The 15,846-nt window shown below is 72.4% G+C and carries 13 protein-coding genes; 1 reads left to right on the top strand and 12 read right to left on the bottom strand.

Translation table 11 applies throughout. The annotated features are described in order from the left end of the window. Positions 1–8: 8 nt before the first annotated feature. Positions 9–2,567, top strand: coding sequence for a magnesium-translocating P-type ATPase (gene mgtA, locus BHU06_RS00555; RefSeq protein ID WP_070397196.1), 2,559 nt, complete (start codon positions 9–11; stop codon positions 2,565–2,567). Positions 2,568–2,588: 21 nt separating this feature from the next. Here mgtA and BHU06_RS00550 read toward each other — a convergent pair whose 3' ends face one another. The 12 genes from BHU06_RS00550 to BHU06_RS00495 all read right to left on the bottom strand — a co-directional run bounded on the left by BHU06_RS00550 (position 2,589) and on the right by BHU06_RS00495 (position 15,766). After that, positions 2,589–4,157: an aldehyde dehydrogenase family protein gene (locus tag BHU06_RS00550; protein ID WP_070397195.1), complete on the bottom strand. Its 1,569-nt coding sequence runs from the start codon at positions 4,155–4,157 to the stop codon at positions 2,589–2,591. 43 nt (positions 4,158–4,200) lie between these two features. Then, the gene (locus tag BHU06_RS00545; RefSeq protein WP_070397194.1) at positions 4,201–4,689 is read right to left on the bottom strand and encodes a thioesterase family protein; all 489 of its coding nucleotides are present in this window, start codon (positions 4,687–4,689) and stop codon (positions 4,201–4,203) included. Positions 4,690–4,715: 26 nt separating this feature from the next. Beyond that, a complete protein-coding gene (locus tag BHU06_RS00540; protein WP_070397193.1) occupies positions 4,716–5,864 on the bottom strand; it encodes an acyl-CoA dehydrogenase family protein in 1,149 nt (382 codons plus the stop codon). Further along, positions 5,861–7,789, bottom strand: a complete 1,929-nt coding sequence (locus BHU06_RS00535; RefSeq protein WP_070397192.1) for a biotin carboxylase N-terminal domain-containing protein — start codon at positions 7,787–7,789, stop codon at positions 5,861–5,863. Before BHU06_RS00535 ends, BHU06_RS00540 begins: the two co-directional genes overlap by 4 nt. Next, complete coding sequence (locus BHU06_RS00530) at positions 7,786–8,586, bottom strand: enoyl-CoA hydratase/isomerase family protein (RefSeq protein WP_070397191.1); 801 nt, start codon at positions 8,584–8,586, stop codon at positions 7,786–7,788. Before BHU06_RS00530 ends, BHU06_RS00535 begins: the two co-directional genes overlap by 4 nt. A 104-nt stretch (positions 8,587–8,690) precedes the next feature. After that, positions 8,691–9,866, bottom strand: a complete 1,176-nt coding sequence (locus tag BHU06_RS00525) for an acyl-CoA dehydrogenase family protein (RefSeq protein ID WP_070397190.1) — start codon at positions 9,864–9,866, stop codon at positions 8,691–8,693. 33 nt (positions 9,867–9,899) lie between these two features. Further along, on the bottom strand, positions 9,900–11,513 hold the full coding sequence (locus BHU06_RS00520; protein WP_070397189.1) for an acyl-CoA carboxylase subunit beta: 1,614 nt from the start codon (positions 11,511–11,513) through the stop codon (positions 9,900–9,902). Continuing rightward, complete coding sequence (locus BHU06_RS00515; protein ID WP_239478173.1) at positions 11,510–12,478, bottom strand: SDR family oxidoreductase; 969 nt, start codon at positions 12,476–12,478, stop codon at positions 11,510–11,512. The genes BHU06_RS00520 and BHU06_RS00515 overlap by 4 nt, the downstream gene beginning before the upstream one ends. Continuing rightward, the gene (locus BHU06_RS00510; RefSeq protein ID WP_070397188.1) at positions 12,475–13,134 is read right to left on the bottom strand and encodes a TetR/AcrR family transcriptional regulator; all 660 of its coding nucleotides are present in this window, start codon (positions 13,132–13,134) and stop codon (positions 12,475–12,477) included. Before BHU06_RS00510 ends, BHU06_RS00515 begins: the two co-directional genes overlap by 4 nt. A 100-nt stretch (positions 13,135–13,234) precedes the next feature. Continuing rightward, positions 13,235–14,254, bottom strand: coding sequence for an L-histidine N(alpha)-methyltransferase (gene egtD / locus BHU06_RS00505; protein WP_070397187.1), 1,020 nt, complete (start codon positions 14,252–14,254; stop codon positions 13,235–13,237). A gap of 31 nt (positions 14,255–14,285) precedes the next feature. Continuing rightward, positions 14,286–15,482, bottom strand: a complete 1,197-nt coding sequence (gene egtB, locus BHU06_RS00500; RefSeq protein ID WP_070397186.1) for an ergothioneine biosynthesis protein EgtB — start codon at positions 15,480–15,482, stop codon at positions 14,286–14,288. A 2-nt stretch (positions 15,483–15,484) separates the two neighbouring features. Then, complete coding sequence (locus BHU06_RS00495) at positions 15,485–15,766, bottom strand: DUF427 domain-containing protein (protein ID WP_070397185.1); 282 nt, start codon at positions 15,764–15,766, stop codon at positions 15,485–15,487. Positions 15,767–15,846: the final 80 nt, after the last annotated feature.

Raw genomic sequence — 15,846 nt, 5'->3', positions numbered from 1 at the left:
CGTGCCGCATGGACACCCCCCGACACCCCCACCGCCCCGCGCGCCCGCCGGACGCCAGCGCCCCCGACTGGAGCCTGCCCGAGGCCGAGCTGCTGGCCCGCCACGCCAGCGGCCCCCAGGGCCTGGGCCAGGCCGAGGCCCTGGCCCGCCTGCAGCGGCACGGCCCCAACGCCGTGGCCGAGCAGGCCGCCGCCACGGCGTGGCGCTTGGTGCTGCGCCAGTTCGCCAGCCCGCTGGTGCTCATCCTCGTGGCGGGCGCCCTGGTGTCCGCCGCGCTCAAGAGCTGGGCCGAAGCCACCACCATTCTCGCCATCGTGCTGTGCAGCGCGGGCCTCGGCTGGTGGCAGGAGTGGCGGGCCTCGGACGCGGTGGCGCGCCTGCGCCAGCGGCTGGCGCTCAACGCGCGCGTGCGGCGCGACGGCGCCTGGCGCCCGCTGCCCGCGCGCGAACTGGTGCCGGGCGACCTGATCGAGCTGAGCGCGGGCAAGCTGGTGCCGGCCGACGGCGTGGTGCTGCAGGCGCGCGACTTCCTCGTCACCGAGGCCAGCCTGACCGGCGAGTCCTTCCCGGTGGAAAAACGCCCCGGCCCCGTGGCGGCCAACGCGCCGCTGCGCGAGCGCGGCAACAGCGTTTTCCTGGGCAGTTCGGTGCGCAGCGGCACCGCCACCGTGCTCATCACCCGCACCGGCGCGGCCACGGTGTTCGGCGAACTGGCGGCCGAGCTGAAGCAGCGTCCGCCGCAAACCCGCTTCGCCCAGGGCGTGCGCCGCTTCGGCGACATGCTGCTGCGCCTGATGCTGGCCGTGGTGCTGGCGGTGCTGGTGGTCAACCAGTGGCTGGGCCGCCCCCTGATCGATTCGCTGATGTTCTCCGTGGCGCTGGCGGTGGGCCTGTCGCCCGAGCTGCTGCCCGCCATCGTGAGCGTGATGCTGGCGCGCGCCACGCGGGCCATGGCCGCCCAGGGCGTGCTGGTGCGCCGGCTCGAGGCCATCGAGGACCTGGGCGGCATGAACGTGCTGTGCACCGACAAGACCGGCACCCTCACGCAGGGCGTGATGACGCTGGACGCCGCGGTGGACCCCGACGGCCAGCCCGACGCGGGCGTGCTGCGCTGGGCGCACCTGAACGCGGCTTTCGAGAGCGGCATCGAGAACCCGCTGGACCAGGCCCTGGTGGCCGCGGGCGAGCGCGCGGGCCTGACGCTCGAGGGCTGGCGCAAGGTGGACGAGATTCCCTACGACTTCGTGCGCAAGCGCCTCACCATCGTGGCGCAGCGCGGCGCCGATGGCGAACGCCTGCTGGTGACCAAGGGCGCGGTGCCACAGACCCTGGCGGTGTGCGATCGCGTGCGCCAGGCTGGCGGCGAGGCCCCGCTGGACGCGGCGCGGCGCACCCGCATCGACGAGCACGTGCGCGAACTCGGCGGGCAGGGGCTGCGCGTGCTGGCGGTGGCCACCCGCGCGGTGCGGGCCGACCGGGTGGGCCTGGCCGACGAAGCCGGCCTCTGCCTGGAGGGCTTCCTGGCCTTCACCGACCCGCCCAAGCCCGGCGCGGCGCAGGCGGTGCGGGCGCTGCGCGCGCACAAGGTGCGTGTGAAGATGGTCACCGGCGACAGCCGCCATGTGGCCGCGCACGTGGCCCGGCAGGTGGGCCTGGACCCCTCGGCCCTGCTCACCGGCGCCGAGATCGCCGCCATGCGCGACGAAGCGCTGTGGCACCACGCGCCGCGCACCGACCTGTTCGTCGAGGTCGATCCCTCGCAGAAGGAACGCATCGTGCGCGCGCTGCAGCGCACGCGGCACGCCGTGGGCTACCTGGGCGACGGCATCAACGACGCGCCCGCGCTGCTGGCGGCCGACGTCGGCCTGTCGGTGGACCAGGCCGTCGACGTGGCGCGCGAAAGCGCCGACGTGGTGCTGCTCCAGCCCGACCTCGACGTGCTGTGCCGCGGCGCGGAGGAGGGCCGGCGCACCTTCGCCAACACGCTCAAGTACATCGCGCTGAGCATCAGCGCGAACTTCGGCAACATGGTCAGCATGGCCATCGCGGCGCCCTTCCTGCCCTTCCTGCCGCTCACGCCCACCCAGATCCTGCTGAACAACTTCCTGTCGGACCTGCCCTCCATGGCCTTGTCCACGGACCGCGTGGACGCCGCGGTGCTGGGGCGGCCACTGCGCTGGGACCTGCACGGCCTGCGGCGCTTCATGATGGGCTTCGGCCTGATCAGCTCGCTGTTCGACCTGCTCTGCTTCGCCTGGCTGCTGTGGGTGCTGCGCGCCGACGAAGCGGTGTTCCGCACAGCCTGGTTCCAGGTGTCGCTGCTGACCGAACTCGCCGCGGTGCTGGTGCTGCGCACGCACGGTCCGGTGTGGCGCAGCCGCCCGGGCGAACTGCTGTCGGGCGCGCTGATCGCGATGGCCGCGCTGGCCCTGGCCCTGCCCTACAGCGGCCCGCCGGCCGCGCTGCTGGGCTTCGTGCCGCTGGGCTGGGCGGCCACCGCCGTGGTGCTGGCGCTGGTGTTGGCGTACGCGGCGGCGATCGAAGCGGCCAAGCGCTGGGCGCGCTGAGGCCCGGCCTGCCGCCGGCGGTCAGGGCTCGATGCGCGTCTGCGACTGCTCCCGCATGTACTGCGGCAGGTAGTGGAACGACGCCAGCGCCTTGCCCGTGCTCCCCGAGCCCTTCCATCCCCCGAACGGCTGGTAGCCCGGCCAGGCGCCCGTGGTCGCGCCCAGCGGGCGGTTCACGTAGGTCACCCCGGCCTCGATGTGGTCGAGGAACCAGGCCACCTCGTCCTCCGCGCCGAAGAAGCCCGCCGTGAGGCCGAAGTCGCTGGCGTTCGCTTCTGCCATGGCCTGCTCGGCGCTGTCCACGCGGCCCAGCATCACCAGCGGCGCGAACATTTCCTTGCGCCACAGCGGGTGGTCCAGCGGGGCCTCGGCCACCAGGGGCGCGCAATAGAAGCCCGCGTCGGCATCGGCCGGCAGCGGGCCCGCCGCGACGATGCGCGCACCCCCGCCGTCCAGCTGGCGCCGGCAGTCGGCGTGCCGCAGCTGGGCCGCGCGCGTGGCCACGGGACCGGTCCAGCTGGACTCGAGCTGCGGCTCGCCCACGGCGATCGCGCCCACCGCCACGCGCAGGCGCTCGATCAGCGCATCGGCCACCGAGCGGTCCACGTACACGCGCGACAGCGCCGAGCACTTCTGCCCCGACATGCCGAAGGCCGAGCGCACGATGCCCTGGGCCGCCGCGTCCAGGTTGGCGCGCGCGGTGACGATGGCCGCGTTCTTGCCGCCCATCTCGGCGATGCAGGGACGCGGCCAGCGCCGGTTCACCTGCGCGCGCAGGATGCGCATGCCCACCTCGTAGGAGCCGGTGAAGGTCACGCCGCCGATGCCGTCGTGCTGGATCAGCGCCTCGCCCACGGTCGCACCATCGCCCACCAGGCAGTTGAAGGCGCCGTCGGGCAGGCCCGCGTCCTTCAGGCATTGCGCCAGCAGCAGGCCGGACCAGGGCGTCTCCACCGATCCCTTGAGCACCACCGTGTTGCCCGTGACCAGCGCCGCCGCCGTGGGACCACCCGCCAGCGCGAAGGGGAAATTGAACGGCGCGATGACGGCCCACACGCCGTAGGGCTTCATCACGCTGCGGTTGCGGCTCTTCATGTGGGGCAGCGGGTCGTCGGGCAGGGCATGGTCGTAGCCCCCGTTCTCTTCCATCTGCCGCGCGTAGATGTCGAAGAAGGCGCTGACCTCGGCCACCTCGCCCAGGGCCTCCATGCGGGTCTTGCCCACTTCCAGCGACACGATGGCCGCCATCTCGTAGAGGCGTTCGTCCACCAGGCGCGCGGCGCGGCGCAGCAAGGCCACGCGCTCGCGCCAGGGGGTGCGGCGCCAGGCGGGCAGCGCGCGCCGCGCGGCGGCCACGGCCTGCTCCACGTCGTCCACCGAGGCCTGGGCGAAACGGCCCAGCCGCTCGCTCTGGCGCGCGGGGTTGTGCTTGTCCAGCGTCGCCGCGCGCGCGACGAAAGCACCGTCGATGAACAGGCCATGGTCCTGGCCCAGCCGCTGGCGCACGCGCGCGAGCGCGGCGTCGAAACGCTCGTGCAGCGCGCGCGGCGGCGCGAACATCGTGGAATAGGTCAGTTGAAAATCGCTCATGCCCAGGTCTCCTTCTGGTCTCGATGGGTCCGCGCCGCGCGCCTCAGGACACGATATAGGCCGCCGACCCTACCGCCAGCAGCGTGCCATCGGCGCCGTGAAATTCCATGCGCGTGCTGGCCACGCGCGAGCCCAGGCGCAGCGTTTCAGCGCCAATGCGAAAGCGCGCGCTGCCCACGGCCGGGCGCAGGTAGTCCACGCGCAGGTCGATGGTGCCCAGCTTGGCGAAGCGGAGCATGCGCTGCTCCACGCTGTCGTCCATGTGGCGCGCGGCCATGGCGGCCAGCACGGCCAGACCGCCCATGGAATCCATGGCGGCGCTGATGACCCCGCCGTGCAGGCGGTGGTGCGCGTAGTGGCCGATCAGCTCGGGCCGCAGGTCGAGGTGGCCGTTCACGCGTTCGGGCCGGACCTCGTCGATCTTGAGGCCGATGTGCTGGTTGAAGACGATCTTCTGCTCGAAGAGCTCGACGATGGCCTGCAGGAACTCGGGTTCGAAACACACGGCGGATGGGGTTTTGGCGGTGCTCATGGTGTCCTCCGGAAGGTGCTGCCGGCTCAGGCGCCGAACTGCCGCGCCGCCAGGTCTTTCATGATCTCCTCGGCGCCGCCGCCGATCATCATGACCTTCACCTCGCGGTAGAGGCGCTCGCTGGCGGTACCCCGCATGTAGCCCATGCCGCCCAGTATCTGCACGGCCGCGTCGGCGTTGGCCTGCATGGCCTGGGTGCTGTGGTTCTTGAGCAGGCAGACGTGGCCCACCCAGTCGGGGCCCTCGTCGCCCGCGTCGATGCGATCGCCCAGCGCGTCCAGCCAGGCCTGGGTGGAGCCGATGCGCATGCGCATGTCCATGAGCTTGTGGCGGATCGCCTGGCGCTGAATCAGCGCTTCGCCAAAGGTCTGGCGCTCGCGCGCCCAGGCCAGCGCCTCGTCGTGGCAGGCCTCGGCAAAGCCCAGGGCCAGCGCGCTCATGGCCAGGCGCTCGCCGTTGAAGTTGCCCATGATGCAGCGAAAGCCCTTGTTCTCCTCGCCGATCAGGTAGCGCGCCGGCACGCGCACGCCGTCGAAGCGCAGGTGGCCGGTGTCGCTGCAGTGCCAACCCATCTTGTGCAGCGGCGTGCGGCTGAGGCCTTTGGCGTCGCAGGGCACGGCGATCAGGCTGATGCCGCTGGCGCCCTTGTTGTTCGGATCGGTTCGAACGGCCAGGGTGATCCAGTCGCAGCGCAGGCCGGAGGTGATGAAGACCTTCTCGCCGTCGATGACGTAGTCGCCGCCCTCGCGGCGCGCGCTGGTGCGCAGGCTGGCCACGTCGCTGCCCGCGCCGGGTTCCGTGATGCCGAGCGCGGCGATCCGCTCGCCCTGCAGCACCGGCGGCACGACCTCGGCCTGCAACTCGGGCGAGCCATGCTTGAGCACCGGCGGCAGACCGATGTTGTGGCTGAACAGGCTGGCCAGCAGGCCGCCGCTGGCGGTGCGCCGCGCCAGCAGCTGCGACACGGCATTGCGCGCGCGCCAGGGCGCGGGCGTGCCGCCCAGCGCCTCGGGGTAGCCCAGGCCCAGCAGGCCGATGCGCGCGGCCTCGCGGTAGAGCCCGCGCGGGAACGTGGCCTGGGCGTCCCAGTCGTTCACGAGCGGCACCAGCGCGTCGCGCGCGAAGCGGTCCACCGTGTCGAGCAGGGCCTGGGTGTCGGCGGGGTCCCAGTTCATGCCGTTGCCTCTGCCGCAAAGCTGACGAGCAGTTGCCCCGGCGCCACCTGCTGTCCGGCCGACACGGACACGGCCTGCACCGTGGCGTCGCGCGGCGCGGCGATCAGGTGCTCGATCTTCATGCTCTCGATGGCGAACAGCGCCTCGCCCTTGGCCACGCGCGCGCCGGGCCGGGCGTGCACGGCCACGAGCTTGCCGTTGAAGGGCGCGCGCAGCTCGCCCACCGCGCCAGCGGCGCCGGCACGGGTTCGCGCGCGGTGGCTCAGGTCGCTGAGCGTGAGCGTGTGCGGGCCCACCTGCACCTGCCAGTGGCCGTCGCCCAGCGCGACGGCGGTGGTGGCGTGGCGCACGCCGTCGATGGCGACGCCCTGGGGCTGCAGAAGGGCCTCGTGCGTGCGATCGCCCAGCGCGACGCTCTGGCGGCCGTGGCCGTGTTCCAGCACGGCGAGGTCGAGCACCGCGTCGCCGTGCCGCCAGCGCAGCGGCCGCGCGAAGGGGCACGGCAGCGCGCCGGGCGCGGGCCGATCCGCGCAGGCCGCGACCAGCACCCCGGCCAGCACCGCCTCGGCCGGCGGCCGCAAGGCATCGCGCAGGCCCTCACCCTGCTCCGCCAGAAAGGGGATGAGCGCCTCGCCCGCGCCGAACACCGGGTGGCGCAGGCAGGCCGCCAGCAAGGCGCGGTTGGTGGGCAGGCCCAGGAGCACGGTCGCGTCCAGCGCGTGCGCGAGGCGTTCGATGGCCTGCGCGCGCGTGGGCGCGTGGGCGATGAGCTTGCCCAGCAGGGCGTCGTAGTGCGGCGTCACCTCCGTGCCGGTCTCGATGGCGTGGTCGAAGCGCAGGCCCTCGCCCAGCGGGGGTTCGGCGAAGGCGCGCACGGTGCCGGTGTGGGGCGCGAAGCGCTCGTCCTCGGCGCACAGGCGCACCTCGATGGCGTGGCCTTGCAAGCGCACCTGGTCCTGCGCCAGCGGCAGCGGCTCGCCGCGCGCCACGCGGATCTGCCACTCCACCAGGTCCAGGCCGGTGAGCATCTCCGTCACCGGGTGCTCCACCTGCAGGCGGGTGTTCATCTCCATCAAAAAGAACCGGTTGCCGTCCAGCAGGAACTCCACCGTGCCCGCGCCCACGTAGCCCGCCGCGCGCGCCAGCGCCACCGCGGCCTCGCCCAGGCGCTCGCGCAGTTCCGGCGTGACCGCCGGGCTCGGCGCTTCCTCGACGATCTTCTGGTGGCGCCGCTGCACCGAGCAGTCGCGCTCGCCCAGGTGGATGCAGCGCCCCTGCGCGTCGGCGAAGACCTGCACTTCCACGTGGCGCGGGCGCCGCACGGCCGACTCGATCAGCAGGTCCGCGCTGCCGAAGCCGGCCAGCGCCTCGGCGCGCGCGCTGGCCAGCGCGGCGGGCAGCTGCGCGGCCTCGGTGACGAGGCGCATGCCGCGCCCGCCGCCCCCCGCCACGGCCTTCACCATCACCGGGTAGCCGATGCGCTCGGCCTCGGCGGCGAAGGTCCCGTCGCCTTGGTCGGCGCCGAAGTAGCCCGGCAGCACCGGCACGCCATGCGCTTGCGCCAGGGCCTTGGCGGCCGACTTGCTGCCCAGCGCGCGGATGGCCTCGGGCGGCGGACCCACCCAGGTGAGGCCGGCGTCGATCACGGCCTGCGCGAAGTCGGCGTTCTCGCTGAGGAAACCGTAGCCGGGGTGCAGCGCGTCGGCGCCGGTGGCGCGCGCGGCGGCGATCAGGCGATCGATGCGCAGGTAGGACTCGGCCGAGCCCGCGCCGCCGAGCGCGAAGGCCATGCCGGCCTCACGCACGTGCGGCGCGCGCGCGTCGGGCTCGCTGAACACCGCCACGGTGGCGATGCCCATGCGGTGCGCGGTGCGGATCACGCGGCGCGCGATCTCGCCGCGGTTGGCGATGAGCAGGCGCTTCAAGACGCGTCTCCCCTGGCCCAGGGTGCGGGCTGTTTTTGCGCGAACGCGGCCAGACCGGCGGCGGCCTCGGGGCTGCGCAGCGCATTCGCGAAGGCGATGGCCGCCTCGTCGCGCAGGTCGGGCAGGTGCTGGTGCAGGCGGTGCAGCAGCTGCTTGGTGGCCGCCAGCGCGCCGGGCGCGGCGCGGCCCAGGGCCTTGGCGGCGTAGGCCACGGCGGCGTCCAGCGCGTCGTCGGCCACCACGGTGTTCACCAGGCCCACGGCCTGCGCCTCGCGCGCGGTCCAGCGCGTGCCGCTCAAGAGGCACTGGCGCGCGGTGGCGTCGCCCAGGCGCCGCCACACGAAGGGCGCGATCTGCGCCGGTGGCAGGCCCAGCGTGACCTCGGGCGTGGCGAAGGCCGATCGCTCGGTGGCGATCACCACGTCGGCGCAGCACACCAGGCCGAAGCCACCGCCCATGGCCGGGCCGTCGACGGCGCACATCAGCCACTGCGGCAGGCCGATCAACGCGTGCAACAGATCGCCGAAACCGCGGTTCATGGCGATCAGCGGATCGGGCTCGCCGGGGGGCAAGGCCTGGCCAATGGCGCTGGCGAAACCGCCCAGGCTGCCGCCCGCGCAGAAGGCGCCGTCCGCGCCCGTCAGCACCACGCCGCGCAAGGAAGCATCGGCCTTGGCGCGCAGGCAGGCCTCGAACAGGGCCAGCACCATCGCGTCGCTCAGCGCGTTGCGCGCGGCGGGTTCGTTCAGCGTCCAGGTTTCCACGTCGTGCCGACGATCGATGAGCAAACTGGCCATGGTCACTTTCTGCAGAGTTGAGCGAGCGAAGGGCTGATGTCGCGGGCCACCGTCGAACCGGCTTGGCCGGGCCACGGGTGGCGTCCCCCTTGGGGGAAGCGGCGTCAGCCGCGCAGGGGGGTTTTCTTGATCCCCATGATCTTGCTGAGGATGCCCAGCATCACCTCGTCGGCCCCGCCGCCGATGGACGCCAGGCGCCCGTCGCGGTACATGCGAGAGACCTTGTTCTCCAGCGTGAACCCCATGCCGCCCCAGAACTGCAGGCAGGTGTCGGGCACCTGGCGGTTGAGCCGGCCGGCCTTGAGCTTGGCCATGGTGGCCCACTCGGTCACGTCCTCGCCGGCCACGTAGCGGTCGCACGAGAGGTAGGTGAGCGCGCGCAGGGCCTCGACCTCGGTCTTGAGCTCGGCCAGCTTGAACTGAACCCACTGCTGGTCGGCCAGCTGGGCGCCGAACAGCTTGCGCTCCTGCGCCCACTCGATGGTCCATTCGATGCAGTTGTTCAGGCTTTGCAAGGTGCTGGCCGCGCACCACAGGCGCTCTTCCTGGAACTGCTGCATCTGGTAGACGAAGCCCGCGCCCTCCTGGCCGATGCGGTAGCGCTGCGGCACGCGCACCTCGTCGAAGTACAGCAGGCCGGTGTCGCTGCTGTGCATGCCGATCTTGCGGATCTTCTTGCCGACCTCGAAGCCTTTCACGGTCTTGCCGTTCTCGCGCAGCGGCACCATGACCAGGCTCTTGTTCTTGTGCGCGGGGCCGTCGCTGGTATTGACCAGCAGGCAGATCCAGTCGGCCTGCAGGCTGTTGGTGATCCACATCTTCTGGCCGCTGATGACGTAGTCGTCGCCGTCCTTGCGGGCGGTGGTCTTGATGGCGGCCACGTCGCTGCCGGCGCCCGGCTCGCTCACGCCGATGGCGCCCACCGCCTCGCCGCGGATCGCGGGCGCCAGGAACTGCGCCTTCAGTTCCTCGCTGCCGAAGCGCGCCAGCGCCGGCGTGGCCATGTCGGTCTGCACACCGATGGCCATGGGCACGCCGCCGCAGTGGATGTGGCCCAGGGTCTCGGCCATGGCCACGCTGTAGCTGTAGTCCAGGCCGGCGCCGCCGTGCGCCTCGGGCTTGGTCAGGCCCAGCAGGCCCAATTGCCCCAGGCCCTTGAAGACCTCGTGCGCGGGAAACATCTCGGCCGCTTCCCACTCGTCCACGTGGGGGTTGATGTGGTCGTCGATGAAGCGCTTGAGCGTTTTCTGTATTTCGCGGTGCTCGTGCGTGAACTGCATGGGGGGTCTCCTCGGGGTGGGTATGTGAGGGGTCTACATGCGCGCCACGCCGAACGGCAAGGGGCGCGGGTGGCGCTGTTCGGCCTCGGCGCAGGTGTCCAGGCAGAAGGCCAGCACGGCGCGCGTGTCGCGCGGATCGATCACGCCGTCGTCCAGCAGCAGGCCGCTGGTGTGGAAGGCGTCGGCCTGGCTCTCGAAGACCTGCACGATCTGCTCGAACTGCTGCTGCATCTGCGCCGGGTCGGGCGCGATGCCTTTGCGGGCCAGCCCGGCCTCGGCCACGATCTGCATGGTGCGCGCGGCCTGCTCGCCGCCCATCACGGCCGTGCGTGCGTTGGGCCAGCTGAACAGGAAACGCGGCCCGAAGCCGCGCCCGCACATGCCGTAGTTGCCGGCGCCGAAGGAGGCGCCGCACTGGATGGTGATCTGCGGCACGGTGGCGCCCGTCACGGCCTGGATCATCTTGCTGCCGTGCTTGATCATGCCGCCCTGCTCGCTGTCCTTGCCCACCATGTAGCCGGTGGTGTTCTGCAGGTAGATGAGGGGGTGGCCCAGCTGGCACATCCACTGGATGAAGTGCGTGGCCTTGTTGGCGCCGGCCACGTCGATGGGTCCGTTGTTGCTGATGAGGCCCACCGCGTGGCCGCCGATGCGGGCCTGCGCGCACACCGTGGCCGCGCCGTAAAGCGGCTTGAATTCCAGCAGGTCGGAGCCGTCGGCCAGGCGGGCCATCACCTCGCGCATGTCCACCGGCTCGCGGTGGTGCGTGGGCATGAGGCTGAGCAGGTCGTCGCTGGGCAGCAGCGGCTCGGCCACCACCGGCGCCACCGGGCGCGCGACACCGTCGCGCAACTGGTCGACGATGCGCCGCGCCAGCCCCAGCGCCTCGCGGTCGTCCTCCGCCAGGTACTCGCCCAGGCCCGACACGCCGGTGTGCATCTCGGCCCCGCCCAGCTCCTCTTCGGTGGCCACCTCGCCCGTGGCGGCCATGAGCAGCGGCGGCCCCGCCAGGAAGGCGCGCGAACGCCCGCGCACCATCACCACGGTGTCCGACAGCCCCGGCATGTACGCCCCCCCCGCCGTGCCCGAGCCGTGCTGCACCGTGATCACCGGCAGGCCCGCGGCCGAGTGCCGGGCGAGGTTGCGGAACAGCGAGCCGCCGTGCACGAAGCCCTCGACCTTGTACTTGGTGAGGTTGGCGCCCGCGCTCTCCACCAGGTGAACGAAGGGCAGCTTGTTCTCCAGCGCGATGTCCTGCACCCGCAGAATCTTTTCCAGCCCACGGGGCTGGATGGCGCCGGCCTCAATGCCCGAGTCACTGGCCACCACCATGCAGCGCACGCCGCTGACGAAGCCGATGCCCGCGACCACGCCGCCGCCGGCCACCGACTTCGCGGGGTCCTTGGTGTCCTGCAGAAAGCCCGCGAGCGAGCACAGCGGCAGCCAGGGCGCGCCCGGGTCCAGCAGCAGCGCGATGCGCTCGCGCGGCAACAACTGGCCGCGCTTGTCGAACACGGGCTTGGCCTGGGCCGAGGCGGTGGCCGCGCGCTGCTCGAGCGCGCGCAGCTGCGCGATGCGCTCGAGCATGGCCACCCGGCGCAGCTGCGCGGCTTCGGTGTGGGGGTTGAAGCAGGACGCGAAGCTCATGGCTGGAACACCTGGGGCACCACGTAGCGGTGGAAACCATCGAAAGGCTTTACGGCGTCGCGCGACTGCGCCTCGGCCGGCGCCGCGACCTGGCCCCAGCCCAGGCGTACCTGGGGCCGCGCGCCGTCCACGCGCAGCACGCTGCCGCTGATGAAGCTGGCGGCCGGCGACAGCAGGAAGGCGATGGCCGCGCTGGTTTCGGCCTCGTTACCGAAGCGGCCCAGGGGCACCGTTTCGCGCATCTCGCGCAGCATGGGACCGGCCTCCGGCGGGTAGTGGTCCATGCCGCTGGAGGCGATGTAGCCCGGCGCCACCGCGTTCACGCGCACGCCGCTGCGGGCCCATTCCAGCGCGGCGGTCTCGGTGAAGCTCACCATGCCCGCGCGCGCCGCGCCGCTGTGGCCCATGCCGGGCATGCTGCCCCACATGTCGGCCACGATGTTGACGATGGCGCCGCCGTGCGCCTGCAGGCTTTGCAGGTAGCACTCGCGCGCCACCAGGAAGCCGCCCATGAGGTTGGTGTCCAGCACGGCCTGCCAGCCCTTGGCACCGATCTTTTCCAAGGGGCTGATGTACTGGCCGCCCGCGTTGTTCACCAGGCCGTGCACGCGGCCGTGCGCGGTCACGATGTCCGCCACCAGGGCGCGCACCGCGTCTTCCTGGCGGATGTCGCCGGCGTGGCAGCTCGCGCGCCCGCCATCGGCCGCGATCTCCTCGGCCACGGCCCGCAGCTTCTCGGGCTTGCGGCCCACCAGGGCCACGTGCGCGCCCAGCGCGGCCAGTTCGTGCGCGGTGCAGCGGCCGATGCCCGAGCCACCGCCCGTGACCACGATGACCTGGCCCGCGAACAGGCCGGGCCGGAAGACGGAGCGGTAGCGGTCCGCCGCGGGGCCGCCCCCCGCCGGATCAGCCCCCTCGGGAGGCAGCGACCCGCGCAGCGGCGGAGCGTGGGGGCCTGGGTTCATTCCATGTCCTTGACGAAGAGTTGCAGCGCGGCCTCGGTGAGGCCGTCCAGCGTGGTCGGCCCCTCGGGGTCGTACCACTGCGCGGTCCAGTTGAGCGCGCCGAAGATCAGCAGCCGCGCCAGCGCGGTGTCGCCCCGCAGCGCGCCTTCGCGTCGCAGGGCCTGCAGCACCGGCACCCACACGGCCTCGTACTCGGCCATCAGCTCGCTCACCACGCGCTTGGGCTGCGGCGCGAGCCAGCGCCACTCGTACAGCATCACGGGGATGTGGTCGCTCTCGGGGCCCAGCAGGTTGTCGAAGTGGCCGCGCACCAGTACGCGCAGGCACTCGCTGGCCGACAGCGGCCCAGGCGCGGCGGCCACGGCCGCGTCCATGCGCTCGCGCTGGTGCCGCAGGGCGCGCTGCATGCCCTCCTCCATCACGGCGGCGAGCAGGGCTTCCTTGTTCTCGAAGTGGTAGAAGGGCGAGCCCGAGCGCATGCCCACGGCGGCGGCGATGTCGCGCGTGCTGGTGGCCGCGAAACCCTTCTGGCGAAACAGGCGCGCGGCCGCGCGCAGCAGGGCCTGGCGGCGGTTGCCGTCGTCGCGCTCATCGGCGGTCTTGCGGGGGCGTCCGCGGCTGCGGCGTTCGGGCGCGGGGGTGGCCTGGGGATCCATGGCGCGCCACGTTAGCAGCGCCGTTCATTTATAGCAAGCGGATGCTTGGTGAAAATACCAATGCCCGCTGTCGCCGGCCCGACAGCGGCGGCGCGGCGCCTCAGCCCGTGGCGTGGCAGGCCACAAGGGCGTAGGGCAGCGCCGGGTCCTCGAACCAGGCCCGCAGCTCGAAGCCGGTGTCGGCGGCCATGGCCTCCACGCCCGCGCGCTCGTACTTCTGCGACTGCTCGGTGTAGATGAACTCGCCGGGCCCGAAGTGAAACTCGCGCCGCAGCAGCGCGCTGCGCACAGTCTGGCGCGCCTGGCTCACCAGGAAACTGCGCGCCACGCCCTGCAGCGGGCAGTAGCTCGCGTAGTGGCGGAAGCGCTCGAGATCGAAGTCCATGCCCAGCTCGCGGTTGAGGCGGCGCAGCAGGTTCAGGTTGAAGGCGGCCGTCACGCCCGCGGGGTCGTCGTAGGCGGCCCGCACGGTGTGCGGGTCCTTGCGCAGGTCCAGGCCGAGCAGCAGGCTGTCGCCCCGGCGCAGGTGGGCGCGCACGCGGCGCAGGAAGCGCCGGGCCTCCTCGTCGGTGAAGTTGCCGAGGTTGCTGCCCAGGAACAGCGCCACCTGGCGGCGCCGCGCGCTGGGAATGGGCCAGGTCTGGAAGTAGTCGCCGCACAGCGGGTGCACCGCCAGCGCGGGCAACTGGCGCGCCATGCGCGCGCTCAACTGGTCCAGCGCCTGGGCGGAGATGTCCATGGGCCGGTAAACCAGCTCGGCGCCGGCCTTGAGCCAGGCGCGGCACAGCGCCAGCGTCTTGCGCCCGTCGCCGCTGCCGAGCTCGAGCATCTCGATCGGCGAGCCGCCGGTGTCCAGCGCGCCCAGCAGGTCCCTGGCGTGGCGGCGCAGCAGGGCGGCCTCCACCCGCGTGGGGTAGTAACTGGGCAGGCGCATGATGCGTTCGAACAGGCGCGAACCGCGGTCGTCATAGAAGTACTTGGACGACAGCCGCTTGGGACTGCCCGACAGGCCCGCCAGCACGTCGGCGGCCAGGCCGCGCGGCGCGGCGGCCCCGGCTTCGGGTGGTGCGGTGTCGCGCGCGGGTTGGATGGCGGATGCGGGGTCGCGGCCTCGGGTCATTCTGCAAACCTTGCTCGGTGCCCGCCGGCGCTCATGGCCGGGCCAGGCGGATGCCGGTGTATTGCCAGCGCAGCGGCGGCTGAAAGAAGTTGCGGTACGTCAGGCGTTCATGCCCCGGCGGTGTGGCAAACGACGCGCCACGCAGCACCTGCTGGTTCACCATGAACTTGCCGTTGTATTCGCCCACCGAGCCTTCGGCGCGCCGAAAGCCCGGGTAAGGCGCGTAGGCGCTGGCGGTCCACTCCCAGCGGTCGCCCCAGGCCATGCCCCGGCCAGCGGCGGCCTCCCATTCGAACTCGGTGGGCAGGCGCGCGCCAGCCCAGTCGGCGTAGGCGCTCGCTTCGTACCAGCTCACATGCGTCACCGGCGCCTGCGGTGGCAGGGGCAAGGGGCCGGCCAGGGTCTGGTGCCACCAGTCGCCGCCCTCGCCGCGGAACCAGTACATCGGCGCCGCGATGGCGTTCTGGCGCAGCCAGTCCCAGCCGTCGGCGTGCCAGTGGCGCGGGTCCTGGTAGCCGCCGGCGCCGATGAAGGCGGCGTACTCCGCGTTGCTCACCAGCCGGTCGCTGAGCGCGAAGGGCGCGAGCAGCCATTCGTGGCGCGCGCCCTCGTTGTCGAAGGCGAAACCATCGCCCGCGTGCCCGATGGCGACCACACCGCCAGGGTGCTCGAGCCATCCCATCGGGGCGGCTTGAGGCAGGTGTTCGCCGGCCAGGCTCACCACGGCGGTGTCGGCGCAGGCATAGGCGGGGCGCAGGGGGTTGTGGCCCAGGATGGCCTTGATGTCGGTGAGCAGCAGTTCCTGGTGCTGCTGCTCATGCTGCAGGCCCAGCGCCAGGCGGTCCAGCCACCGGGCCGGTGGCTGCGTGGCCAGCCAGGCCATCACGGCGGCGTCCACGTGCGCGCGGTAGGCCAGCACCTCGGCCACGGTCGGCCGGCTCAGGTGGCCGCGCTGGGCGCGCGGCACGCGCTCCCCCTCGCCCTCGTAGTAGCTGTTGAAGAGGTAGCCGTAGGCCGGGTGGAACGGTGCGTAGCCCGGCGAGGCGTGCGCGAGCAGCATGGCCTCGAAGAACCAGCTGGTGTGCGCCAGGTGCCACTTGGGCGGGCTCACGTCCACCACGGGCTGGACCACGTGGTCCTCGATGGCCAGCGGCGCGCACAGCGCCTCGCTGCGCGCGCGCACCTCGGCGTAGCGCGCGGCGGCGTCGGCGGTGGCGTCGCGCCGCATGCTCAGTCCACCACCTGCACGCCGCGCCAGAAGGCCACGCGGTCGCGCACCATGTCGGCCTCGGGCTTGGGGTCGGGGTAGAACCAGGCGGCGTCGCGATTGAGTTCGCCGTCGATGAGCAGGCTGTGGTAGCTGGCCTGGCCCTTCCAGGGGCAGTAGGTGTGGTGGTTGCTGTGCTGCAGGTACTCGCGGCGCAACGCGCTCGCAGGGAAGTAGGCATTGCCCTCGACGAGCACGATGTCGTCGCTTTCGGCAATCACCGTGCCGTTCCAGATCGCCTTCATGGGCGCTCCTCGGGTGTGTTGGGATGGGGATGTGTCGCATCCTGGGCGCATTTGCGGCTCATTGCAAGCCTGTGGCGATC

It is taken from the genome of Hydrogenophaga sp. PML113, from assembly GCF_001777155.1.
GTDB lineage: Bacteria > Pseudomonadota > Gammaproteobacteria > Burkholderiales > Burkholderiaceae_C > Hydrogenophaga > Hydrogenophaga borbori.
The sequence above is the reverse complement of the archived record's forward strand: the minus strand, read 5'-3'. Positions and strand labels throughout refer to the sequence as shown.